Source organism: Streptomyces cinnamoneus, assembly GCF_002939475.1.
In the GTDB taxonomy this organism is placed as follows: Bacteria; Actinomycetota; Actinomycetes; order Streptomycetales; family Streptomycetaceae; genus Streptomyces; species Streptomyces cinnamoneus_A.
Map to the genome: position 1 here is coordinate 5,091,770 of NZ_PKFQ01000001.1, position 23,942 is coordinate 5,115,711.

Here is a 23,942-nt window from a genome sequence, read left to right on the forward strand (position 1 = left end):
AAGAACCGACAGAAGGGGTGGCCATCGTGACCACCGAGCTGCGCCGTCTGCGCAACTACATCGACGGGGAGTTCCGGGACGCCGTCGACGGCCGGACCACCGAGGTCGTCAACCCGGCCACCGGAGAGGCCTACGCCACCGCCCCGCTGTCCGGTCCGGCCGACGTCGACGCCGCCATGGCCGCCGCCGAGGCCGCCTTCCCCGCCTGGCGCGACCTGGTCCCCGCCGAGCGCCAGAAGGTCCTCCTCAAGATCGCCGACGCCTTCGAGGCGCGCGCCGAGGATCTGATCGCCGCCGAGTCGGAGAACACCGGCAAGCCGCTCGCGCTCACCCGCAGCGAAGAGGTCCCGCCGATGGTGGACCAGATCCGCTTCTTCGCCGGCGCCGCCCGCCTGCTGGAGGGCCGCTCCGCCGGCGAGTACATGGAGGGCATGACCTCCATCATCCGCCGCGAGCCGGTCGGCGTCTGCGCGCAGGTCGCGCCGTGGAACTACCCGATGATGATGGCCGTGTGGAAGTTCGCCCCGGCGCTCGCCGCGGGCAACACCGTCGTCCTCAAGCCCTCCGACACCACCCCCGCCTCCACGGTCCTCATCGCCGAGATCATCGGCGGGGTGCTCGAGGAGCTGGGCCACCCCAAGGGCGTCTTCAACGTCGTCTGCGGCGACCGCGACACCGGCCGCCTGATGGTCGAGCACTCCGTGCCCGCCATGGCCTCCATCACCGGCTCCGTACGGGCCGGCATGTCGGTCGCCGAGTCCGCCTCCAAGGACCTCAAGCGCGTCCACCTGGAGCTGGGCGGCAAGGCGCCCGTCGTGGTCTTCGAGGACGCCGACATCGCCAAGGCCGTCGAGGACATCGCCGTCGCCGGCTACTTCAACGCCGGCCAGGACTGCACGGCCGCCACCCGCGTGCTCGTCCACGAGTCCGTCCACGACGAGTTCGTCACCGCCCTCGCCAAGGCCGCCGCCGACACCAAGACGGGCCAGCCGGACGACGAGGACGTGCTCTACGGTCCGCTCAACAACGCCAACCAGCTCCAGCAGGTGACCGGCTTCATCGAGCGCCTCCCCGCCCACGCCAAGGTCGAGGCCGGCGGCCACCGGGTCGGCGAGAAGGGCTACTTCTACGCCCCCACCGTCGTCTCCGGGCTCAAGCAGGACGACGAGATCGTCCAGCACGAGGTCTTCGGGCCGGTCATCACCGTCCAGTCCTTCACCGACGAGCAGCAGGCCGTGTCCTACGCCAACGGCGTCGAGTACGCGCTGGCCTCCTCGGTGTGGACCAAGGACCACGCCCGCGCCATGCGGATGTCTAAGGCTCTCGACTTCGGCTGCGTGTGGATCAACACCCACATCCCGCTCGTCGCCGAGATGCCCCACGGCGGCTTCAAGAAGTCCGGCTACGGCAAGGACCTGTCGGCCTACGGCTTCGAGGACTACACCCGGATCAAGCACGTGATGACCTCACTGGGCTGATCCCCTCGTGATCGCGCACGCGCGTACGTTCCGTACGCGCGTGTGCGTATCATCGACGCCCGGCCGAACGGCTCGTTCGCCCTGACCCGCCGTCCCGCCCGAATGCGAGAAGCCCGTGAAGCCCCTGTCCCGCCGGACCCTGCTGCGCGCGCTCGGCGCCGGCGCGGGGGCCGCAGCGCTCGCCGGCTGCGGGGTGCCCGCCGCCTACGTCGCCCCCCGCGACCGGGCCGCGGCCGACCGCTCCGAACGGGACAAGCACCTGGTCTTCGCCAACTGGCCGCTCTACATCGACGTCGACGAGGACGACCCGCAGAAGCGGCCGACCCTGGAGGACTTCGAGAAGGCCAGCGGCATCTCGGTGAAGTACACCGAGGAGATCAACGACAACGACGAGTTCTTCGGCAAGATCAGCCCGGCCCTGATGAACCATCAGGACACCGGCCGGGACATCATCGTCGTCAGCGACTGGATGGCCTCCCGCTACGTCCGCCTCGGCTGGGTCCAGCAGATGGACCGCGCCGCCCAGCCGCACGTCGCCCGGGAGCTCGACCCGCTGCTGCGCAAGCCGGCCTTCGACCCCGGCCGCCTGCACACCGTCCCCTGGCAGTCCGGCATCACCGGCATCGCCTACAACCGCAAGAAGCTCGGCCGCGAGATCCGGCACACCAACGAGCTGTGGCACGACGACCTGCGCGGCAAGGTCACCCTGCTCGCCGGCATGGACGAGGCGTTCGCCCTGCTCATGATGGCGGGCGGCGCCGATGTCACCCGCTGGACCGCCGACGACTTCCACACCATGACGGACCAGCTGCGCCGCCTGGTGCGCAAGCGGCACATCCGCCGCTTCACCGGCAACGACTACATCAAGGACCTCTCCTCCGGCGACGTCCTGGCCTGCCAGGCCTACTCCGGCGACGTCATCCAGCTCCAGGCCGACAACCCCGACATCGAGTTCGTCGTCCCGGAGGAGGGCGCCGAGCTGTGGGCCGAGAGCCTGATGATCCCCGACCTCGCCCGGCACAAGCGCAACGCCGAGCGGCTGATCGACTACTACTACCGGCCCGACGTCGCCGCCCGCGTGGCCGCCGAGGTCAACTACGTCTGCCCGGTGCCGGCCGCCCGCGAGGTGCTGGCCTCCTCCGGCGACAAGGAGCTCGCCGAGCTCGCCGAGAACCCGCTGGTCTTCCCCACCGACGAGATGCGCGGGCGGCTCGCCACCGCCCGCGACATCACCGCCCGGGAACGCCCCGCCTTCAGCAAGGAATGGAACGAGATCGTCGGGCTGTGACCCCCGCCGGTGCGCCGCTCACGCACGAGCGGGGGCCGGGAGCAGCGCGCGCAGGGTGCCGATGCGGTTCGTGGTGATCGAGTCGACGCCCGCGCGCAGCAGCCGCCGCATCGTGCGGCGGGTGTCGGCGGTCCAGGCCGAGACCCGCAGGCCGTTCGCGTGGTCACGGGCCACGAGCTCGGGGGTCACCAGCCCGAAGCGGTAGTTGAGCCAGTGCGGACGCACGCCGGCCAGCAGGGCCGCCCGGGGCGGGGCCAGCGTGGTCCAGGTCAGGGCGATCTCCGCGTCGGGGTCGGCCCGGCGGACGTTCAGCATCGCCGCCGGGCCCCCGCAGTAGTACACCCGCTCCGTCGCCCCGCTCGCGTGCACCTCCGCGACGGCCGCGGCCGCCGCCGAGGGGTCGGGGAGGTCGACGAACAGCCGTCCCGTGCCGGCCGCCGCCGCCTCGGCGAGCGCCTCCCGCAGGGTGGGCACCCCGCCGCCGGTCACTTCCCGCAGCTCGTCGGCCGAGAACGCGGCGAGGGGCCGGTCGACGCCCCACAGCCGCCCCAGCGTCGCGTCGTGCAGCAGCACGGGCACCCCGTCACGGGTCAGCCGGACGTCGATCTCCACCGCCCCCGCTCCGGCCCGCAGCGCCGAGCGGACCGAGGGCAGCGTGTTCTCGCGGTGCACGTACGGATCGCCGCGGTGGGCGACGGCGGTGAAGGAGGCGAAGGCGCCGGCAGTGGGGTCCGAAGTGGCCATGGCCCCCATTGTGGCGGGCCGCCCCCGTCAGCCCCGCCAGGTCGCGGTGTAGGAGTCGATCTCCGCGCGCAGCGCGGCCTTGCCGGCCGCGTCCATGAATGACGCCTCCACGGCGTTCTTCGCCAGCTCGGCCAGGCCGCGGGCGTCGAGGTCCAGCAGCCGGGCGGCCACCCCGTACTCGGTGTTGAGGTCGGTGCCGAACATGGGCGGGTCGTCGCTGTTGATCGTGACCAGCACGCCGGCCTGGACCATCTCCCTCACGGGGTGGTGGTCCAGGTCCGTCACCGCCCGGGTGGCCAGGTTGGAGGTCGGGCAGACCTCCAGCGGGATGCGGTGCTCGGCGAGGTGGGCCAGCAGCCTCGGGTCCTGTGTGGCGCTCGTGCCGTGGCCGATGCGCTCGGCGCGCAGCTCGGTGAGGGCGTCCCAGATCGTCTGCGGGCCGGTGGTCTCGCCGGCGTGGGGCACGCTGTGCAGGCCGGCGGCGATGGCACGGTCGAAGTAGGGCTTGAACTGCGGGCGGGGGACGCCGATCTCGGGGCCGCCCAGGCCGAAGGAGACCAGACCCTGGGGCGCGAGGTCGCAGGCGATCCGCGTCGTCTCCTCGGCGGCCTCCAGACCGGCCTCGCCGGGGATGTCGAAGCACCAGCGCAGCACCACGCCCAGCTCCGACTCGGCGGCCTTGCGGGCGTCCTCGATGGCCTCGACGAAGGCGACGTCCGGGATGCCGCGGCGGGTGGAGCTGTAGGGCGTCACGGTGAGCTCGGCGTAGCGGATGTTCTGCCGGGCCATGTCGCGGGCGACCTCGTAGGTCAGCAGGCGGACGTCCTCGGCGTCGCGGATCAGGTCGACGACCGAGAGGTAGACCTCGACGAAGTGGGCGAAGTCGCGGAAGGTGAAGAAGTCGGCCAGCGCCTCGGGATCGGTGGGCACCGGCGAGTCCGGGTGCCGGGCGGCCAGTTCGGCCACGATGCGGGGGGAGGCGGATCCCACATGGTGCACGTGCAGCTCCGCCTTCGGGAGGCCGGCGATGAACGAGTCGAGTGCGGGCATGCGGGTCCTCCTGGGCTTCGGGGACGGCCGGACACCGGCCGGCCGGCGGTGCGGATCATCGTATGCGGGGCGGGTACGGGGCCTGTGCTCAGGCCTTAGCATGACGGGGTATCTACTGGGGAGGGTCATGTCCGACAGGGACGACGCACAGCCGGAACTGCTGGACGGGGACACCTGGGCGCCGCCCGGAACGCCGGTGCCGCTCGACAAGCCCGCGGCGCCCTCGCTGCCGCCCGTGCCACCCGTCGCACCTGCCGTGCCCGCCCCGCCCGCCGGACAGCCGGCCCCGCTCCCGATGCCGCCCGTGGCCCCCGTCCCGCCCGCGCGGGCAGGGGTGCCGCCCGTCCCGCCCGTGCCCCTCGCGCCCACCGGCCCGGGCACCCCGAGCGCCTACCAGGGCGAGGCCCACGGCCTCACCTGGCCGGCGCCGCCCGCGCAGGCCTTCGGCACCGGCCCGTACGCCCAGGGGCCCTACGGGCCGACCGCCTACGCCACGGGCGCCTACGGCTACCCGGGACCGTCGTACGGACCGGGCTGGCCGGGCATGACACCCGCGCCCAACAACGGCTTCGGGGTCGCCGCCCTCGTGCTCGGCATCATCGGCACCGTGCTGTCCTGGACGATCGTCTTCGGCGTCATCTGCAGCGTGCTCGCGATCGTCTTCGGCGCGATCGGCCGCAGCAAGGTGAGCACCGGGGAGGGCACCAACGGCGGCCAGGCGCTGGCCGGCCTGATCCTCGGCGGCGTGGGCCTCCTCGCCACCGCCTGCTTCCTGGCGTTCTACATCACGCACGACGACGGCGACGACGACCCGGACTACGACGGCGGCGACGACACCTACGGCGCCTACATGGCGGCGCCGCCCGGGCCCGCGCCGCTCGTCTTCGCCGCCAGGCGCTGACGCGCCTCCATCAGGGCGAAGCCCAGCAGGTTCAGCCCGCGCCAGCGCGCGGGATCCGCGGCGGCCTCGTCGCCGGCGGCGAGGCCGATGCCCCAGACGCGGTCCAGGGGGCTGGCCTCCACCAGCACCCTGCTGCCGGTGCCCAGCAGACAGGCGCCCAGCTCGGGATGCCGGGCGAACTTGTGGACGCTGCCCTCGACGACGAGACCGAAGCGGTGCCGGCGCCACTCCTCCTCGTCGAAGCCGCGCACGGAACGGCCCGCCTCCTTGGCCTGCTGGGGGTCCCCGGCGGCGATCACCCGGGCCTCAGCCTCCGCGTCCCCGAAGAGCCGGGCCTTGCCCGCCATCATCCAGTGCTCGGCCGTGGCGTAGACCGTGCCGTCCACCGAGAAGGGGGACGGCCACCACTGGCTGAAACAGCCGGGCCCCACGCTGCCGTCGCGGCGCGGGCGGTGCCCCCAGAAGTGCACGTATCCCACCTGCTCGCCCGCGGCGACGGCCGCCGTCAGCTCCGCCACCGAACGCGGCCCGTCTGCCGTGCTCGCCCCCGAGCCCATGAGCGTCTCCCCCTGTTGTCGCGTGCCCTCATTCTGGCCGAGGCCACTGACAACGCCCGGGCCCGCCCCGCCCCGCCGTCGTCGGGCTCCCGGGCGCCGCACCGATTCCGTCGCCCCGTCAAAAGATGGCGACGGAATCCCTTGTTGCGGCCGGGTGGCTCTGCCAGGATCGGCATCCATTTCCGGCTCAGGCCGCGCCCGCCCAGGCCGCGCGGCCACGGGAGGAGTGTGCGATGAAGCGGTACACCCGGGCGAAAGCCTCCCTGCCGGAGGCGACAGCGGACGTCAGCACTCCGTTCAGCGGGGACAATCGTCTGGTACCCCAGCACACGCACCACACAAGGAACGCCGAACGCCCCACCGACCACCCCCGCCGCCCCGGGGCCGCGGTCCGGCGCACCGGCGTCTGACAGTCCGTGGACCCGGTGGCGCACGGCCCGTATCCGGCCCGTCCCGGCCGTATGTCAGTGTTACGTGCTCTCGTTCCCACGAACCCCTCTGGACCCAGACCCATGACAGCTCCCGCCACCACCAGCGGCACCCCCGGCACCGCCGTGCGGCTCACCGGCATCAGCAAGACGTTCGGCGGCTTCACCGCCGTCCACCCGCTCGACCTCTCGGTCCCCGCGGGCTCCTTCTTCGCCCTGCTCGGTGCCTCCGGTTGTGGCAAGACCACCACGCTGCGCATGATCGCCGGCCTGGAGGAGCCCACCACCGGCACCGTCGAGCTCGCCGGCCGCGACGTCACCGCCCTGCCCCCGCACAAGCGGCCCGTCAACACGGTCTTCCAGAGCTACGCGCTCTTCCCCCACCTGGACGTCTACGAGAACGTCGCCTTCGGGCTGCGCCGCCGCGGCGTCACGTCCGTCAAGAAGCAGGTGGGCGAGATGCTCGACCTCGTCCAGCTCGGCGACCTCGCCCGGCGCAGGCCCCAGCAGCTCTCCGGCGGCCAGCAACAGCGCGTCGCCGTCGCCCGCGCGCTGATCAACCACCCCGACGTCCTGCTCCTCGACGAGCCCCTGGGCGCCCTCGACCTCAAGCTGCGCCGCCAGATGCAGCTGGAGCTCAAGCGCATCCAGACCGAGGTGGGCATCACCTTCATCCACGTCACGCACGATCAGGAGGAAGCCATGACCATGGCCGACACGGTCGCGGTCATGAACGCCGGCCGCGTGGAACAGCTCGGTGCCCCCGCCGACCTCTACGAGACGCCGCGCACCACCTTCGTCGCCAACTTCCTCGGCACCTCGAACCTCATCACCGCCGACGTCGTCGGCACCGCGGGCGACGCCGTCCTTCTGCGTGCCGGTGATACCAAACTCACCCTTCCGGCGACACGATGTACAGCCATCGCCCGCACGGGCGAGAAGCTCCTCGTCGGCATACGGCCCGAGAAGATCACCCTGACCCACGCCGACGACGCCGGCACGGTCCCGGGCGACCGCAACCGCGTCACCGGCCGCATCGCCCAGTCCAGCTTCACCGGCGTCTCCACCCAGTACCTCGTCGACAGCGCCGTCGGCGCGGGCCTGTCCGTCTACGAGCAGAACGTCGAGCGCGACGCGCGGCTCGTCCCGGGCGCCGACGTCGTCCTGCACTGGAACCCGGGCCACAGCTTCGGCCTGGACGCGGCGCAGAACGTCGAGGCGGGCACGGACGTGGAAGCGGAGGGCGCGGGATGACGACGTCCGCCGCCACCGGCACCACCACCGACCAGCCTCCCGCGCCCCCGCGCGCCGGCGCCCTGCACAAGGCCGCCCGCCGCAAGAAGCTCGTGCCGTACTGGCTGCTGTTCCCCGGCATCCTCTGGCTGCTGGTCTTCTTCGCCGCACCGCTCGTCTACCAGGCGTCGACGTCCCTGCAGACCGGCTCCCTCGAAGAGGGCTTCGAGGTCACCTGGCACTTCGCCACCTACTGGGACGCCCTGGGCGAGTACTACCCGCAGTTCCTGCGGTCGGTCGCCTACGCCGCCACCGCCACCGCGCTGTGCCTGGCCCTCGGCTACCCGCTCGCGTACCTCATCGCCTTCAAGGCCGGCCGCTGGCGCAACCTCCTGATGGTCCTCGTCATCGCGCCGTTCTTCACCAGCTTCCTCATCCGCACCCTCGCCTGGAAGACGATCCTCTCCGACGGCGGCCCCGTCGTCTCCACCCTCGGCTCGCTGCACGTCCTCGGCCTCACCGACGCGCTCGGCCTCACCGAGGGCCACCGCCTGCTCGCCACGCCGCTCGCCGTCGTCTGCGGTCTGACCTACAACTTCCTGCCGTTCATGATCCTTCCGCTGTACTCCTCGCTCGAACGCATCGACAGCCGGCTCCACGAGGCCGCGGGCGACCTCTACGCCCGGCCCCTCACCACCTTCCGCAAGGTGACCTTCCCGCTGTCCATGCCGGGCGTCGTCGCGGGCACCCTGCTGACGTTCATCCCCGCCGCCGGCGACTACATCAACGCCGAACTGCTCGGCTCCACCGACCAGAAGATGATCGGCAACGTCATCCAGTCCCAGTTCCTGCGCGTCCTGGACTACCCGACCGCCGCCGCCCTGTCCTTCATCCTCATGGCCGCCATCCTCGCCGTGGTCACGGTCTACATCCGCAAGTCGGGGACGGAGGAGGTCGTCTGATGGCCCTTCTCTCCGCTCTCGGGCGCCGGCTGCGCCGCAACCTCGTGGTGATCGCGGGGCTGTGCACGCTCGCGTACCTGATCCTGCCGAACGTCGTCGTCACCGTCTTCTCGTTCAACAAGCCCAACGGCCGCTTCAACTACGAGTGGCAGCGCTTCTCCACCGACGCCTGGACCGACCCCTGCGGCGTCGCCGACCTGTGCGGCTCGCTGTCGCTGAGCCTGCGCATCGCCCTGTGGGCGACCGTCGGCGCCACCGTCCTGGGCACGATGATCGCCTTCGCGCTCGCCCGCTACCGCTTCCGGTCCCGCTCGGCGGTCAGCACCCTGATCTTCCTGCCGATGGCCATGCCCGAGGTCGTCATGGCCGCCTCCCTGGCGACCCTCTTCCTCAACATGGGCGTCAGCTTCGGCTTCTGGACCATCCTGATCGCCCACGTCATGTTCTGCCTGAGCTTCGTGGTCACCGCGGTCAAGGCCCGCGTCATGAGCATGGACCCCCGCCTCGAACAGGCCGCGCAGGACCTCTACGCCACCCCGCTCCAGACGTTCACGAAGGTCACCCTCCCCATCGCCGCCCCCGGCATCGCCGCCGGCGCCCTGCTCTCCTTCGCCCTGTCCTTCGACGACTTCATCATCACGAACTTCAACGCCGGCTCCACTGTGACCTTCCCGATGTACGTCTGGGGAGCCGCACAGCGGGGCACCCCCGTCCAGATCAACGTCATCGGAACGGCGATGTTCCTCGTCGCCGTGCTGGGCGTCCTCGGCGCGCAACTGGTCGGAGGACGCCGAAAAAGGAGCTGAGAACCATGGCCACCGGTGCCATGAACCCTGTCCGAGCACTCTCCGACGCCCTTCCCCGCCCCTACTGGCTCGACGACCCCGCCCGGCCCGACGCCCTGCCCGCGCTCGTCGGCGACGAACACTGCGACCTGCTCGTCGTCGGCGGGGGCTACAGCGGCCTGTGGACCGCCCTGCGCGCCAAGGAGCGCGACCCCGGCCGGGACGTCGTCCTGATCGAGGGCCAGGAGGCCGGCTGGGCCGCCTCCGGCCGCAACGGCGGCTTCTGCGCCGCCTCCCTCACTCACGGGTGGGCCAACGGCCTCGCCCGCTGGCCCGCCGAACTCACCGCCCTGGAGCGGCTCGGCCGGCGCAACCTCGACGCCATCGAGGACACCGTCGCCCGCCACCGCCTCGACTGCGACTTCGAGCGCACCGGCGAGATCGACGTCGCCACCGCACCCCACCAGGTCCGGGAGCTGCGCGAGGCCGCCGCGGAGGCGGCGGCCGCCGGCGTCACCGGTCACGAGTTCCTCGACCGCGACGCCCTGCGCGCCGAGGTCGACTCCCCGACGTTCCTCGCCGGCTTATGGAACCGCACGGGCGTGGCCATGGTGCACCCCGCCAAGCTCGCCTGGGGCCTCAAACGCGCCTGCCTGGAGCTGGGGGTGCGCGTCTACGAGCACACCCCCGGCACCGGACTGTCCGCACGCCGCGCCGGGGTGGCCGTCCGCACGCCCTACGGGCGCGTCTTCGCCCGCCACGCCGCCCTCGGCACCAACGCGTTCCCCTCGCTCGTCAAGCGACTGCGCCCGTACATCGCGCCCGTCTACGACTACGCCCTGATGACCGAGCCGCTGACCACCGAGCAGCTCGCCTCCGTCGGCTGGCGCGGACGGCAGGGGCTGAGCGACAGCGCCAACCACTTCCACTACTTCCGGCTCACCGCCGACCGGCGCGTCCTGTGGGGCGGCTACGACATCGTCTACCGCTACGGCGGCGGCGTACGGGCCGAGTACGACCACCACCCGGCCACCTACCAGCGGCTGGCCGGGCACTTCTTCCGCTGCTTCCCCCAGCTGGAGGGTGTGCGCTTCTCCCACACCTGGGGCGGCGCCATCGACACCTGCTCCCGCTTCTCCGCCTTCTTCGGCACCGCGCACCGCGGCCGCGTCGCCTACGCGCTGGGCTTCACGGGCCTGGGGGTCGGCGCGACGCGCTTCGGCGCCGACGTCATGCTCGACCTGCTGAGCGGGGAGCGCACCGAGCGCACGGAGCTGGAGATGGTCCGCAGCAAGCCGCTGCCGTTCCCGCCCGAACCGGTGCGCTCGGTGGGCATCGGCATCACCCAGTGGGCGATGACCCGCGCCGACGAGAACGGCGGCCGCCGCAACCTCTGGCTCAGGGCCCTGGACCGGGTCGGCCTGGGCTTCGACAGCTGACGCCCGTGCGCGCGAGCACCACGGCCAGGCACCACAGCGGCACCGCCGCCAGGCACCAGGCGCCGAGGACGTCCAGCGGCCAGTGGTAGCCGCGCCGTACGAGCCCCACCGCCACACCGGCGTTGAGCAGCGCGTACCCGGCCACCGCCCAGGCGCGGCGGGGCATGCGGGGGAGGAGGAGCAACAAGGCCGCCCCGTAGGCCACCGCCGCGGTGGCCGCGTGGCCCGAGGGGAAGAAACCGGCGTGCGCCCCGCCCGCCATGGCCGGCGGCCCGGGGCGGGCCAGCCACGCCTTCAGCGGCACGACCAGCGCGGGCACCGCGGCCATCGTGAGAGCTGCGGCCACCGGCGGCAGCCAACGACGGGGCCCGCGCGAGCGCACGGCCGGCCAAAGCGTCCAGAGCACCGCCGCGCCGAGCACCGGCAGGGCCACGACCGTCTCGCCCAGGTCGGCGAGGAACTCGGCCAGGGCCGTCGGCACGGCGGGCGAGCCGGCCACCGCCCGGCCCAGGCGCTCGTCGGCGGAGCGCAGCGGGCCGTGCGCGGCGATCTGCCAGGTCACGACCGCGAGGAGCGACAGGGAGAGGACCGGAGGGGCGAGAGCCCGGAAAGGCCGAGTCGGCGACCCCGGAACAGGGGGGGTGGTTCCGGGGCCGCCGTGCCGGCCGGTGTGCCGCGCGCCCCGGGGGGTTTGGGGCGCGCCGCCGTCCGATCGGTGAGGATGTCCGGGGCCCGGGGCCCCGGTGGTGTGCGCGAAGGCACGGCCGTTCCGGCACTGGGGATGTACCGGCACGGCATCGCCCGCAGTCCCCTGCGGACGGGGTGTTTCGTTCATCCGGAGCAACCGTACGGCAGGTAAGTCGGCTCGGACAGCCGGCTCACCCGTCCACCACCCGCCCCGCACAGCATCTTCACGGGTTCACAGCCGGATGACAGCCGCCTCACAGGCGGGTGAACGCCTCTTCGATGATGTCGAGGCCCTCGTTGAGCAGGTCCTCGCCGATGACCAGCGGCGGCAGGAAGCGCAGCACGTTGCCGTACGTACCGCAGGTGAGCACCAGCAGGCCCTCGGCGTGGCAGGCCTTGGCGAGCGCGCCGGCGGCCTCCGGGTTGGGCTCCTTGGTGGCCGGGTCCTTCACCAGCTCGATGGCGATCATCGCGCCGCGGCCGCGGATGTCGCCGATGACGGCGAACTTCTCCTGCATGGCGGAGAGGCGGCCCTTCATGACCTCCTCGATGCGCTTGGCCTTGGCGTTGAGGTCCAGCTCGCGCATGGTCTCGATGGCGCCGAGCGCACCGGCGCAGGCCACCGGGTTGCCGCCGTAGGTGCCGCCGAGGCCGCCCGCGTGCGCCGCGTCCATGATCTCCGCGCGGCCGGTGACGGCGGCGAGCGGCAGACCGCCCGCGATGCCCTTGGCGGTGGTGATCAGGTCGGGGACGATGCCCTCGTCCTCGCAGGCGAACCACTGGCCGGTGCGGCAGAAGCCGGACTGGATCTCGTCGGCGACGAAGACGATGCCGTTGTCGTTCGCGAACTTCACGATGGACGGCAGGAAGCCCTTGGCCGGCTCGATGAAGCCGCCCTCGCCCAGCACCGGCTCGATGATGATCGCGGCGACGTTCTCGGCGCCGATCTGCTTGGTGATCTGGTCGATCGCCTGGGCCGCGGCCTCGGGGCCGCAGTTCTCCGGGCCGGTCGGCCAGCGGTAGCCGTAGGCCACCGGCACGCGGTAGACCTCGGGCGCGAACGGGCCGAAGCCGTGCTTGTACGGCATGTTCTTGGCGGTGAGCGCCATCGTCAGGTTCGTACGGCCGTGGTAGCCGTGGTCGAAGACGACGACCGCCTGGCGCTTGGTGTACGCACGGGCGATCTTGACCGCGTTCTCGACGGCCTCGGCGCCCGAGTTGAACAGGGCGGACTTCTTGGCGTGGTCGCCCGGGGTCAGCTCGGCGAGCTGCTCGCAGACCTCCACGTAGCCCTCGTAGGGGGTCACCATGAAACAGGTGTGGGTGAAGTCGGCGAGCTGGGCGGAGGCGCGCCGCACCACGGCCTCGGCGCTGGCACCGACGGAGGTCACGGCGATGCCGGAGCCGAAGTCGATGAGGGAGTTGCCGTCGACGTCCTCGATCACGCCGCCGCCCGCGCGGGTGGTGAACACCGGCAGCACGGAGCCGACGCCGCCGGCGACCGCGGCGATGCGGCGGGCCTGGAGCTCCAGCGACTTCGGGCCGGGGATCGCGGTGACGATGCGGCGCTCCTGGGGGAGGGCGGCGCCTCCGGACAGTGCGGTCATGTAGGGCTCCAGGGGGTGAACGGAGGTCATCGGAAGTGTCCGGGGCGCTCCCCGGAATACATCAGCAGTCGCAGGCTAGGTGCGCCGGGCCGGGCGGGGCATGTTCCGTTCGGGAGAAGTGCGGGCGCCCCCTTGTCCATACCGCACATGGCCGCGGGATCCGGCCCGGCGGCGCCGAGGTGACCTTGATCATGCCCGTGCGGCGGGCGTGGCGCCGCCGGGAAGGCTGAACTCCCCGCGCGGGACCACTAGATTGAGCCGGTCGGACACTTTCGGTGCGCGCGGCGCGACGACCGGTAGGGGGCGAGGACGGATGGACACCGAGGGCACCACCGGGAGCGCGTACGAGGCGTCCGGCACGGCGGCACCCCGCCTGCCCCGCCAGGCCGGGCCGCCCGGCACCCCGCCGCCGCTGCCGCCGCGCCCCGCGGGCCCGCCCCCCGCGCCCGCCGCCGGCACCGAGCCGCCCTTCCTGACCTGGCTGCGCACGCCCCGCCCGGACGCCGCCGCACCCGGCGTCTGGCGCTTCGGCCACCGGCCCCGGCCGGCCCAGGAGCCGGACCGCGTCCCGGGCCGCCAGCTGATCAGCGGCGCGGTGATCTCCCTGCTGTGCGGCTGGCTGCTGTGGTCGCTGCTGTGGAACGGCTACCTCGGCCACTACTGGATCTGGCCGCTGTTCGCCCTGACTCCCGACTCCTGGCGGCAGGAGGGCATGTTCGCCGTCTGGGTGGTCTACGGCTACTACACCCTGTGCGCCCTCGTCCTCGTCGTCGTCTTCGGCCGGCTCGGGCGCTGGGCACAGGTCTGGCAGCGCTGGATCGCCCCCGCCCTCGCCCGCCTGTGGGACGACTCCGGCGACGCGCCGGCCGCCGTCCCCGAGCCCGAGCAGGACCCCGCCCAGTGGCCCCGGCTGCGGGCCGCCGGCGCGCACGACGCCGCCGACCGGCTCGCGGCGGACGCCCGGGCGGGGCTGATGAACGACGTCGACTTCGCCCGCGTCGAGCGCGCCTGGCAGTCGGCGCGCGACCGGCCCGGCCGCCTGGCCGCCTTCACCGACACCGTGCTCCGCCACGGCGCCGCCGCCTGCGCCCACCCGTCGGGCGCGCGCGACCTGCCGGTGCGCGCCGCCCGGCACGACCTCGTCACCGGCCAGGTGCGGCTGGGCGCCGCCGTCGACGACGAGCGCAATCCGTACGGCCACCGGGGCGCCGGCTGCGCCCTCGACCCGGCGCTGCTGGGCACCTCCCTGCTGGCCGTCGGCCCGCCCGGCTGCGGCAAGACCGGGCGGCTGGTGCGGCCCGTGCTCGAGTCGCTGTGCCTCCAGGCGCTGGCCGGCCGGGCGGCGGTCGTCGCCGTCGGCGCGGCGGGCGCGGGCCTGGCCCCGGACGACGCCTTCGACGTCGTCGTGAAGATCGGGCGGCCCGACTCCGCGTACGACATCGACCTGTACGGCGGCACCGACGACCCCGACGAGGCGGCCGCGGTCCTCGCCGAAGGGCTCGTCGGCGACCTCGCGGCCGCCCTCCCCGGCGGGGACGGCCGGCGCGCGGCCACCGCCCTGGCCCAGCTCCTCGGCCCCTACCGGGCCGCCCACGGCCGCTTCCCCTCCGTCCCCGAGCTGCGCGAGCTCCTCGACGGCGACTCCCCGGCGCTCGACGCGCTGCGCGCCGCCCTCAAGGCCGGCGGCCACGAGACCCTCGCCCGGGAGCTCGACGCCCGCGAGCGGCAGGCCCACCGCCCCGGCGACCCCGGCCCCCTGCTCGCCGACCGGCTCGCCCTGCTCGACCGGCCCGCCTTCGCCGGCTTCTTCGACACCTCGGCCGGCGACCGCGCCTTCTCGCTGCGCGGCCTGGAACACCCGCTGAGGGTCCGTGTCGACCTGCCCGAGCGCGGCCACGCCGAGGCGTCCCGGATGCTCGCCCGGCTCCTGCTCGCCCAGTTCGCCGAGTGCGCCGCCGGCCGCACCGACCGTTCGCTCTTCGCCTGCCTCGTCCTCGACGATGCCACCCACACCCTCACCACCGAGACGGTGCGCGGGCTGGGCCGGCTGCGCTCCGCGCACGCGGGAGCCGTCCTCACCCTGCGCACCCTCGACGACGTGCCCGAGGCGCTGCGCAGCGCCCTGCTCGGCGCGGTCGGCTGCCGGATGGCGTTCTCCGGGGTGACCACGTGGGACGGCGCCCGCTTCGCCGAGGTGTGGGGCAAGGAGTGGGTCGAGACCCGCGACGTCACCGACCGCCAGATCATCGCCCACGAGCCCATCACCCGGGTGACGCACGTCGTGCGGCGCGTCATCACCGGCCGGGCGGTCACCGCCCAGTCCGTCACGGTCCGCAAGGTCGAACGTGAGCGCTGGTCGGCGTCCGAGCTCGCCCACGCCGTGCCCGCCGGGCACGCGGTGCTGTCCGTGACGTCCGTACGCGGCGGCAGCGCGCCGCCCGTGCTGGTCGACCTGGAGAGCTGAGCGCTCCACTGAGGCAGAATCGGTCACAGTCGTTCATACGGGACGGCGTTTGTCACCGTCTCCGTCCCGCCTGCCTCGTTCCGAAGGTGCCATGCCGCCCACGCTCGCCTCACTCGTCCACCACTCCGCCCTCAAGCTCAGCGTGCTCGCGGGGCAGGACCGGCTGGACACCCCCGTGCGCTGGGCGCACGTCAGCGAGCTGGCCGACCCGGTGCCCTGGATGGACGGCGGCGAACTGCTGCTCATCACCGCCATGAAGATCGACGCCGAGGACCCCGAGGCGATGCGCGGCTACGTGCGCCGGCTGGTCCGGGCCGGCGTCGCCGGCCTGGGCTTCGCCGTCGGCGTCAACTACGAGCACGTGCCGCAGGCCCTGATCCGGGCCGCCGAGGAGGAGGGCCTGCCGCTGCTGGAGGTCCCGCGCCGCACTCCCTTCCTCGCCATCACCAAGGCGGTCTCCGCGGCCCTCGCCGCCGACCAGTACCGCGCGGTGACCGCCGGCTTCGAGGCCCAGCGCGAGCTGACCCGCGCCGCCCTCGCCCCCGAGGGGCCCGCCGCCCTGCTCGCCCGGCTCGCCGCCCACCTGGGCGGCTGGGCGGCCCTGTACGACGCCTCGGGCGCCGTCGTCGCCGCCGCACCGGACTGGGCCGCCCGGCGGGCCGCCCGGCTGGGCGCCGAGGTGGCGCGGCTGCGCGAGCGCCCGGCGCCGGCCAGCGCGGTCGTCGGCGCGGACGCCGAGGGGGAGGGCGGCGACCGGGTCGAGCTCCAGACCCTCGGCTCGGGCCGGCGCGCCCGCGGCGTCCTCGCCGTCGGCACGGACGCGCCCCTGGGCACCGCCGAGCGCTACGCGATGCACTCCGCGGTCGCCCTGCTCACGCTCACCACGGAGCGCTCCCGCACCCTGCTGGACGCCGAGCAGCGGCTGGCGGCCGCGGTGCTGCGGATGCTGCTGGCGGGCGAGCCCGACCACGCCCGCGCGGTGGCCGGGGAGCTGTACGGGGGCCTGCTGGACGGGCCCTTTCGGATCCTCGTCGCGGAGGCCGCCGAGGGCCAGGGCGACGCGGACGCGGTGCTCGGCGCACTGGCGGACGCGGTGGAGACGGCGGCGAGCCGGGCGGCGGAGCCGGTGCTGGCCGTGGCCGAGGGCGACCGCATCGTCGTCCTCGCCCCCGACGGCGGCGCCGCGGTGGCCGCCTGCGCGGCCTACGCCCACGCGGCCGAGGCCCGCCGGGGAACCGCCCCCGAGCAGCCCGTGCCCGCACCCCAGGCGGCCCTCGGTCTGTCCGCCCCGGCCGGCCCGACCGCGGCGGGAGCGGCCTTCCACCAGGCCGAGCAGGCCCTCTCCGTCGCGCGCCGCCGGGGCCGGGTGCTGGTCGAGCACGAGGAGGTGGCGGCGGGCTCGGTGCTGCCCCTGCTGGCCGACGACGCCGTACGGGCCTTCGCGGACGGCATGCTCCGCGCGCTGTACCAGCACGACGCGACCGGCCGCGGCGACCTGGTCGCCTCGCTGCGCGCCTGGCTCGCCCGCCACGGCCAGTGGGACGCGGCCGCCGCCGACCTGGGCGTCCACCGGCACACGCTGCGGTACCGCATGCGGCGGGTGGAGGAGATCCTGGGGCGGTCGCTGGACGACCCGGACGTACGGATGGAGCTGTGGCTGGCGCTGAAGGCGACGGCGGAGCGGCCGCAGTAGACCGCGGCGGGGGCTCTTCCCCGATCCCAAGCCCCCGGACCCCGGAAGGCGAGGGGTCACCGCCCGCCGACCCGGGGGAACCGGCGCTGAGGCGGGACCCGGGCCTTCCTCCTGCCGCGCCAGCGTCTCGGCCACCGGTCACCCGTCCGGCGGTGCCCCACCGCCCGCGTCCAACCCCCGCGCCCACCCCGCCAATGCGGCGCGCCCGCACCGATCAGCGCTCCACGACGGACAAGCGACCCCGGCCCGTCGCCCACCTACGGTGGGGGAGCCGAAATCGTCGCAACCCCCGGAGGAAACCCGTGACCGCTCCCATCGCGTTCTGGCTGGCCGGCCGCGAGGCCACCGGCGAGGAGACCTTCGACGTCACGAATTCCTGGGACGGCCGTCTCGTCGGCACCGTGAGCGTGCCCACCGAGGCGCAGGTCGAGGAGGCCGTGGCCGCCGCGCACGCCGTGCGGGACGAGTTCGCCGCGACCCCCGCGTACGTCCGTGCCGCCGCCCTCGACCACGTCGTCAAGCGGCTCACCGAGCGCACCGAGGAGATCGCCCAGCTGATCTCCGCCGAGAACGGCAAGCCCATCAAGTGGGCCCGCGGCGAGGTCGGCCGTGCCGTCTCCGTCTTCCGCTGGGCCGCCGAGGAGGCCCGCCGCTTCAACGCCGGCGACGCCCAGCGCCTGGACACCGACGCCGGCGGCACCGGCCGCCTCGCGCTGACCCGCCGCTTCCCGCGCGGCACCGTGCTCGGCATCGCGCCCTTCAACTTCCCGCTCAACCTGAGCGCCCACAAGGTCGCCCCGGCCATCGCCGTCGGCGCCCCGATCATCCTCAAGCCCGCCCCGGCGACCCCGGTCTCCTCCCTGGTCCTCGGTGAGATCCTCGCCGAGACGGACCTGCCGGCCGGCTCCTGGAGCGTGCTGCCGGTGCCCAACGACCGCATGCCCGCCCTCGTCCAGGACGAGCGGCTGCCGGTCATCTCCTTCACGGGTTCCGGCCCGGTCGGCTGGTCGATCCTCGACTCCGCGCCGCGCAAGCACGTCACCCTGGAGCTCGGCGGCAACGGCGCGGCCGTGGTCCTCGCCGACTGGTCCTCCGAGGAGGACCTGGACTGGGCCGCGCAGCGCATCGCGACCTTCTCCAACTACCAGGGCGGTCAGTCCTGCATCTCCGTGCAGCGCGTCATCGCCGACGCCTCGCTGTACGAGCGCCTGGTGCCGAAGGTCGTCGCGGCCGTCGAGGCCCAGGTGACGGGCGACCCGTCCGACGCCTCCACCGACGTCGGCCCGCTGGTCAGCGAGGACGCCGCCAAGCGCGTCGAGTCCTGGGTGGACGAGGCCGTCGCCGCCGGTGCCACGCTGCTCGCCGGTGGCAAGCGCGAGGGCGCCACCTACGCGCCGACCGTCCTGGCGGACGTGCCGGCCGGCGTGACGATCGCCTGCGAGGAGGTCTTCGGCCCGGTCCTCACCCTCACCCGGGCCGAGGGCGAGGACGCGGCGTTCGCCGCCGTCAACGACTCCCCCTACGGCCTCCAGGCCGGCGTCTTCACCCACGACGTGCAGACCGCCTTCCGCGCGCACCGCGCGCTGGAGGTCGGCGGCGTGATCATCGGTGACGTGCCGTCCTACCGCGCCGACCAGATGCCGTACGGCGGCGCCAAGCAGTCCGGCGTGGGCCGCGAGGGCGTGCGCTACGCCATGGACGACTACACCTACGAGCGGGTGCTCGTCCTGACGGGCCTGAACCTGTAACGGCGCCGCGGTGCCCGCGCGGTGCGCCCCGGCCCCCGAGTGGGACCGGGGCGCACCGCGTTCCGCCAGGGCTGACCGGTGCCGCGCGCGACCCGGGTGCCAAACCGTGCGCGTGGTCTGGTAGACCCCCACGGGATCGGGTAGATACGGTCGAGTAGCACCGGTCGGTAGTCGACCGGGAGACCCGCCCCGACTCACGCGGTGAGGTGCCTGATGTCCGCACCATCCGTACGACCGGTCTCGGAGCGCGAAGCGCGCCAGGTGGCCGAAGCGGCCCGGGAACAGGACTGGAAGAAACCCAGCTTCGCCAAGGAACTCTTCCTCGGCCGGTTCCGGCTCGATCTGATCCACCCGCATCCCACCCCGCCGCCGGACGACGTCCGGCGCGGCGAGGAGTTCCTCGCCAAGCTGCGCGACTTCTGCGAGACGCGCATAGACGCCGCCCGCATCGAACGCGAGGCGCGGATCCCCGACGAGACGGTGAACGGGCTCAAGGAGCTCGGCGCCCTCGGCATGAAGATCGACGTCAAGTACGGCGGCCTCGGTCTCACCCAGGTCTACTACAACAAGGCGCTCTGCCTCGTGGGCTCCGCCAGCCCCGTCGTCGGCGCCCTGCTGTCCGCCCACCAGTCGATCGGTGTGCCCCAGCCGCTGAAGCTCTTCGGCACGCAGGAGCAGAAGGACACCTTCCTGCCCCGCTGCGCCCGCACCGACATCAGCGCCTTCCTGCTCACCGAGCCGGACGTCGGCTCCGACCCGGCCCGGCTGGCCACCACCGCCGTGCCCGACGGCGACGACTACGTCCTCGACGGCGTCAAGCTGTGGACCACCAACGGCGTCGTGGCCGACCTGCTCGTCGTGATGGCCCGCGTGCCCAAGAGCGAGGGGCACCGCGGCGGCATCACCGCCTTCGTCGTGGAGGCCGCCGCCGAGGGCGTCACCGTCGAGCGGCGCAACGCCTTCATGGGCCTGCGCGGCATCGAGAACGGCGTCACCCGCTTCCACCAGGTCCGCGTCCCCGCCGCGCACCGCATCGGCCCCGAGGGCGCCGGCCTGAAGATCGCGCTGACGACGCTCAACACCGGCCGGCTGTCGATCCCCGCCATGTGCGTCGCCGGCGGCAAGTGGTCCCTGAAGATCGCCCGCGAGTGGTCCGCCGCCCGGGAGCAGTGGGGCAAGCCCATCGCCCGGCACGAGGCGGTCGGCTCGAAGATCTCCTTCATCGCCGCGACGACCTTCGCCCTGGAGGGCATCGTCGAGCTCTCCAGCCAGATGGCCGACGAGAACCGCAACGACATCCGCATCGAGGCCGCCCTCGCCAAGCTCTACGCCAGCGAGATGGGCTGGCTGATCAGCGACGAACTGGTGCAGATCCGCGGCGGCCGCGGCTACGAGAGCGCCGCCTCCCTCGCCGCCCGCGGCGAGCGGGCGGTCCCCGCCGAGCAGATGCTGCGCGACTCGCGCATCAACCGCATCTTCGAGGGCTCCACCGAGATCATGCACCTGCTCATCGCCCGCGAGGCCGTCGACGCCCACCTCTCCGTCGCCGGCGACCTCATCGACCCGGACAAGTCCCTGGGCGACAAGGCCCGGGCCGGCGCCCGGGCCGGCGGCTTCTACGCCCGCTGGCTGCCCAAGCTCGTCGCCGGGCCCGGGCAGCTGCCGCGCACCTACTCCGAATTCCACCCCGCCGGTCACCGGGACCTCTCCGGCCACCTGCGTTACGTCGAGCGCTCCTCGCGCAAGCTCGCCCGCTCCACCTTCTACGCCATGTCCCGCTGGCAGGGCCGCATGGAGACCAAGCAGGGCTTCCTCGGCCGCATCGTCGACATCGGCGCCGAGCTCTTCGCCATGAGCGCGGCCTGCGTGCGCGCCGAGCACCTGCGCGTCCGCGGCGAGCACGGCAGCGAGGCGTACGAGCTGGCCAACGCCTTCTGCCGGCAGTCCCGCATCCGCGTCGAGGAGCTGTTCCGGCGGCTGTGGACCAACACCGACGACCTCGACCGCAAGGTCGTCTCCGGCGTCATGGCCGGCTCCTTCGAGTGGCTGGAGGCCGGCGTCATCGACCCCAGCGGCGACGGTCCCTGGATCGCCGACGCCACCCCCGGGCCCGCCAAGGCCGAGAACGTCCACCGGCCGATCCGCTGACCGCGGACGGCCCGGTGCCGCACCGCCGGACGCCCGGAGTCCGCCTCGTCCGGCGGTGCGGCCACAATGGGGGGATGACGGACTCCCTCGCTGACCCGCACCTGCGCTACGCCGCCCCCCACGCCACCGACGGCGGCCCGCGCGACATCGTGATCCTCGGTTCGACCGGCTCGATCGGCACCCAGGCCATCGACCTGGTGCTGCGCAACCCCGAGCGCTTCGCGGTGACCGCCCTGTCCGCCGCCGGCGGCCGGGTGGACCTCCTCGCGGAGCAGGCGCACAGACTGCGGGTCCGCACGGTCGCCGTCGCCCGGGCCGACAAGGCGGGGGAGCTGCGCGAGGCGCTGGCCGCGCGCTACGGCGCCGAGCCGCTCCCCGAGATCCTGGCCGGTCCGGACGCGGCCACCGAGGTGGCCCGCAGCGAGTGCCACACGGTCCTCAACGGCATCACCGGCTCGATCGGCCTTGCCCCCACCCTGGCCGCCCTGGAGGCCGGCCGCACGCTGGCCCTGGCCAACAAGGAGTCGCTGATCGTCGGCGGCCCGCTGGTCAAGGCCGTCGCCAAGCCCGGGCAGATCATCCCCGTGGACTCCGAGCACGCCGCGCTCTTCCAGGCGCTGCTGGGCGGCACCCGCGCCGAGGTCCGCAAGCTGGTGGTCACGGCCTCCGGCGGCCCCTTCCGCGGCCGCAGCAAGGCGGAGCTGGCCACGGTCACCCGCGAGGACGCCCTGGCGCACCCCACCTGGTCCATGGGACCCGTCATCACCGTGAATTCCGCCACCCTGGTCAACAAGGGCCTGGAGGTGATCGAGGCCCACCTGCTCTACGACATCCCCTTCGAGCGCATCGAGGTCGTCGTCCACCCGCAGTCCTACGTCCACTCGATGGTGGAGTTCACCGACGGCTCGACGCTCGCCCAGGCCACCCCGCCGGACATGCGCGGCCCCATCGCCATCGGCCTCGGCTGGCCCGACCGGGTGCCCGACGCCGCCCCCGCCTTCGACTGGTCCAAGGCCTCCACCTGGGAGTTCTTCCCGCTCGACACCGACGCCTTCCCCTCCGTCGGCCTCGCCCGGCACGTCGGCGCCCTCGGCGGCACGGCCCCGGCCGTCTTCAACGCCGCCAACGAGGAGTGCGTCGACGCGTTCCTGAGCGGACACCTGCCGTTCAATGGGATCGTGGACACCGTCGCCGAGGTGGTGGCGGAGCACGGCACCCCGGCCACGGGAACCCGCCTGACCCTCTCGGACGTCCTGCAAGCGGAGACCTGGGCCCGCGCCCGGGCCCGTGAACTGGCGGCCCGTTCGGCCGCCCGAACGGCGCAAGCGACCTCGGAGGCCCGCGCATGACGACACTGATGACCGTCCTCGGGATAGTCGTCTTCGTGGTGGGTCTGCTCTTCTCCATCGCCTGGCACGAACTGGGCCACCTCTCGACGGCCAAGATGTTCGGCATCCGGGTGCCGCAGTACATGGTGGGCTTCGGGCCGACGGTGTTCTCGCGGAAGAAGGGCGACACCGAGTACGGCCTCAAGGCCGTACCGCTCGGCGGCTACATCCGCATGATCGGCATGTTCCCGCCCGGTGAGGACGGGAAGATCAGCGCCCGGTCCACCTCGCCCTGGCGCGGCATGATCGAGGACGCCCGTTCGGCGGCCTACGAGGAGCTGCGGCCGGGCGACGAGACGCGGATGTTCTACACGCGCAAGCCCTGGAAGCGCGTCATCGTGATGTTCGCGGGACCGTTCATGAACCTGGTCCTGGCCGTGGTGATCTTCCTTGGCGTGATGATGTCGTTCGGCGTCAACACCCAGACCACGACCGTCTCGGCCGTCTCGGACTGCGTCGTCGCGGCCAGTTCCCAGACCGACAAGTGCGCCAAGGGCGACAAGGACTCCCCGGCCAAGGCGGCCGGGCTCCGGCCCAAGGACAAGATCGTGGCCTTCGACGGCCGCAGGATCGGTGACTGGAGCACGCTCCAGAAGGACATCCGCAAGACCACCGGCCCCGCCACGATCACGGTCCTGCGCGACGGCGAGCGCCTGACCCTGCACGCCGACCTGATCTCCAACCAGGTCCAGAAGTACGACGGCAAGGGCGCCCCCATCAAGGGCCAGTACGTCACCGCGGGCTTCCTCGGCTTCACGCCCGCCACCGGCGTCGTCCAGCAGTCGTTCGGACAGTCCGTCGACCGTATGGGCGACATGGTCCAGTCCGGTGTGGAATCGCTGGTCGCGCTGCCCGGCAAGATCCCCGACCTGTGGAACGCCGCCTTCGACGGCGGCGAGCGCAAGGCCGACTCGCCCATGGGCGTCGTGGGCGCGGCCCGCGTCGGCGGCGAGGTGTTCAACCTCGACATCCCGCCGTCGCAGCAGATCGCGACCATGCTCTTCCTGGTCGCGGGCTTCAACCTCTCGCTGTTCCTGTTCAACATGCTGCCCCTGCTGCCGCTGGACGGCGGGCACATCGCGGGCGCGCTGTGGGAGTCGGTGCGGCGGGCGGTCGCCAAGGTCTTCCGGCGCCCCGACCCCGGTCCGTTCGACGTGGCGAAGCTGATGCCGGTCGCGTACGTGGTGGCGGGCATCTTCGTCTGCTTCACGCTGCTGGTGCTCATCGCCGACGTGGTGAACCCGGTGCGGCTGACCTAGGACCCCCGCCCCGGGCGCCGGACGGAGTGATTCCGCTTCGTCCGGCGCCCGGGGGGCCGGGATGTGCTCCGAGGGGATCCGTT

General features: G+C 73.3%; 19 protein-coding genes. 14 read left to right on the forward strand and 5 right to left on the reverse strand.

Features of this window, described 5'->3' with window-relative positions; genetic code table 11:
* Positions 1–26: 26 nt before the first annotated feature.
* Together CYQ11_RS22940 and CYQ11_RS22945 are read left to right on the forward strand one after the other, a co-directional pair.
* Positions 27–1,478 carry a gamma-aminobutyraldehyde dehydrogenase gene (locus CYQ11_RS22940; protein WP_099201629.1) on the forward strand — a complete coding sequence of 484 codons (1,452 nt, stop codon included), beginning with the start codon at positions 27–29 and terminating at the stop codon, positions 1,476–1,478.
* Positions 1,479–1,602: 124 nt separating this feature from the next.
* A complete protein-coding gene (locus tag CYQ11_RS22945) occupies positions 1,603–2,766 on the forward strand; it encodes a polyamine ABC transporter substrate-binding protein (RefSeq protein WP_099201628.1) in 1,164 nt (387 codons plus the stop codon).
* An 18-nt stretch (positions 2,767–2,784) separates the two neighbouring features.
* Here the strand turns inward: CYQ11_RS22945 and CYQ11_RS22950 are convergent, their stop codons facing one another.
* Both CYQ11_RS22950 and CYQ11_RS22955 read right to left on the reverse strand, forming a co-directional pair.
* Positions 2,785–3,510, reverse strand: coding sequence for a glycerophosphodiester phosphodiesterase (locus CYQ11_RS22950; protein ID WP_099200964.1), 726 nt, complete (start codon positions 3,508–3,510; stop codon positions 2,785–2,787).
* 27 nt (positions 3,511–3,537) lie between these two features.
* Entirely contained in the window at positions 3,538–4,662 is a 1,125-nt protein-coding gene (locus tag CYQ11_RS22955) for an adenosine deaminase (protein ID WP_398781200.1), read from the reverse strand.
* 25 nt (positions 4,663–4,687) lie between these two features.
* On the opposite strand from CYQ11_RS22955, the gene CYQ11_RS22960 reads away from it, so the two are divergent.
* On the forward strand, positions 4,688–5,461 hold the full coding sequence (locus CYQ11_RS22960; protein ID WP_099200962.1) for a DUF4190 domain-containing protein: 774 nt from the start codon (positions 4,688–4,690) through the stop codon (positions 5,459–5,461).
* Here CYQ11_RS22960 and CYQ11_RS22965 read toward each other — a convergent pair.
* Positions 5,407–6,018, reverse strand: a complete 612-nt coding sequence (locus CYQ11_RS22965; protein ID WP_099200961.1) for a riboflavin biosynthesis intermediates N-glycosidase — start codon at positions 6,016–6,018, stop codon at positions 5,407–5,409. The genes CYQ11_RS22960 and CYQ11_RS22965 overlap by 55 nt on opposite strands.
* A gap of 233 nt (positions 6,019–6,251) precedes the next feature.
* Here CYQ11_RS22965 and CYQ11_RS29715 point away from each other — a divergent pair, with 233 nt between their 5' ends.
* The 5 genes from CYQ11_RS29715 (at position 6,252) to CYQ11_RS22985 (ending at position 10,865) form a co-directional block, all read left to right on the forward strand.
* Positions 6,252–6,428 carry a hypothetical protein gene (locus tag CYQ11_RS29715; RefSeq protein WP_181143756.1) on the forward strand — a complete coding sequence of 59 codons (177 nt, stop codon included), beginning with the start codon at positions 6,252–6,254 and terminating at the stop codon, positions 6,426–6,428.
* 102 nt (positions 6,429–6,530) lie between these two features.
* Positions 6,531–7,700 (forward strand): ABC transporter ATP-binding protein, encoded by a 1,170-nt coding sequence (locus CYQ11_RS22970; protein ID WP_099200960.1) that lies wholly within the window; start codon positions 6,531–6,533, stop codon positions 7,698–7,700.
* Entirely contained in the window at positions 7,697–8,641 is a 945-nt protein-coding gene (locus CYQ11_RS22975) for an ABC transporter permease (protein WP_099200959.1), read from the forward strand. The genes CYQ11_RS22970 and CYQ11_RS22975 overlap by 4 nt, the downstream gene beginning before the upstream one ends.
* Entirely contained in the window at positions 8,641–9,447 is an 807-nt protein-coding gene (locus CYQ11_RS22980; RefSeq protein WP_099200958.1) for an ABC transporter permease, read from the forward strand. Before CYQ11_RS22975 ends, CYQ11_RS22980 begins: the two co-directional genes overlap by 1 nt.
* Positions 9,448–9,452: 5 nt before the next feature.
* Entirely contained in the window at positions 9,453–10,865 is a 1,413-nt protein-coding gene (locus tag CYQ11_RS22985) for an NAD(P)/FAD-dependent oxidoreductase (RefSeq protein WP_240003551.1), read from the forward strand.
* Here the strand turns inward: CYQ11_RS22985 and CYQ11_RS22990 are convergent.
* Positions 10,825–11,427: a phosphatase PAP2 family protein gene (locus CYQ11_RS22990; protein WP_338105674.1), complete on the reverse strand. Its 603-nt coding sequence runs from the start codon at positions 11,425–11,427 to the stop codon at positions 10,825–10,827. The genes CYQ11_RS22985 and CYQ11_RS22990 overlap by 41 nt on opposite strands.
* A gap of 379 nt (positions 11,428–11,806) precedes the next feature.
* Entirely contained in the window at positions 11,807–13,159 is a 1,353-nt protein-coding gene (gabT, locus tag CYQ11_RS22995) for a 4-aminobutyrate--2-oxoglutarate transaminase (RefSeq protein WP_099201626.1), read from the reverse strand.
* Positions 13,160–13,472: 313 nt separating this feature from the next.
* On the opposite strand from gabT, the gene CYQ11_RS23000 reads away from it, so the two are divergent.
* From CYQ11_RS23000 to CYQ11_RS23025, 6 genes are all read left to right on the forward strand, one after another.
* Positions 13,473–15,623, forward strand: a complete 2,151-nt coding sequence (locus CYQ11_RS23000; protein WP_099200956.1) for an ATP-binding protein — start codon at positions 13,473–13,475, stop codon at positions 15,621–15,623.
* 91 nt (positions 15,624–15,714) lie between these two features.
* Positions 15,715–17,316, forward strand: a complete 1,602-nt coding sequence (locus tag CYQ11_RS23005; RefSeq protein WP_099200955.1) for a PucR family transcriptional regulator — start codon at positions 15,715–15,717, stop codon at positions 17,314–17,316.
* A gap of 302 nt (positions 17,317–17,618) precedes the next feature.
* Positions 17,619–19,064 carry an aldehyde dehydrogenase family protein gene (locus tag CYQ11_RS23010; protein ID WP_099200954.1) on the forward strand — a complete coding sequence of 482 codons (1,446 nt, stop codon included), beginning with the start codon at positions 17,619–17,621 and terminating at the stop codon, positions 19,062–19,064.
* A 213-nt stretch (positions 19,065–19,277) separates the two neighbouring features.
* Entirely contained in the window at positions 19,278–21,212 is a 1,935-nt protein-coding gene (locus CYQ11_RS23015) for an acyl-CoA dehydrogenase family protein (RefSeq protein WP_099200953.1), read from the forward strand.
* Between the two features lie 74 nt (positions 21,213–21,286).
* Positions 21,287–22,561 carry a 1-deoxy-D-xylulose-5-phosphate reductoisomerase gene (gene dxr, locus CYQ11_RS23020; RefSeq protein WP_099200952.1) on the forward strand — a complete coding sequence of 425 codons (1,275 nt, stop codon included), beginning with the start codon at positions 21,287–21,289 and terminating at the stop codon, positions 22,559–22,561.
* Complete coding sequence (locus tag CYQ11_RS23025) at positions 22,558–23,859, forward strand: M50 family metallopeptidase (RefSeq protein WP_099200951.1); 1,302 nt, start codon at positions 22,558–22,560, stop codon at positions 23,857–23,859. Before dxr ends, CYQ11_RS23025 begins: the two co-directional genes overlap by 4 nt.
* Positions 23,860–23,942 lie beyond the last annotated feature (83 nt).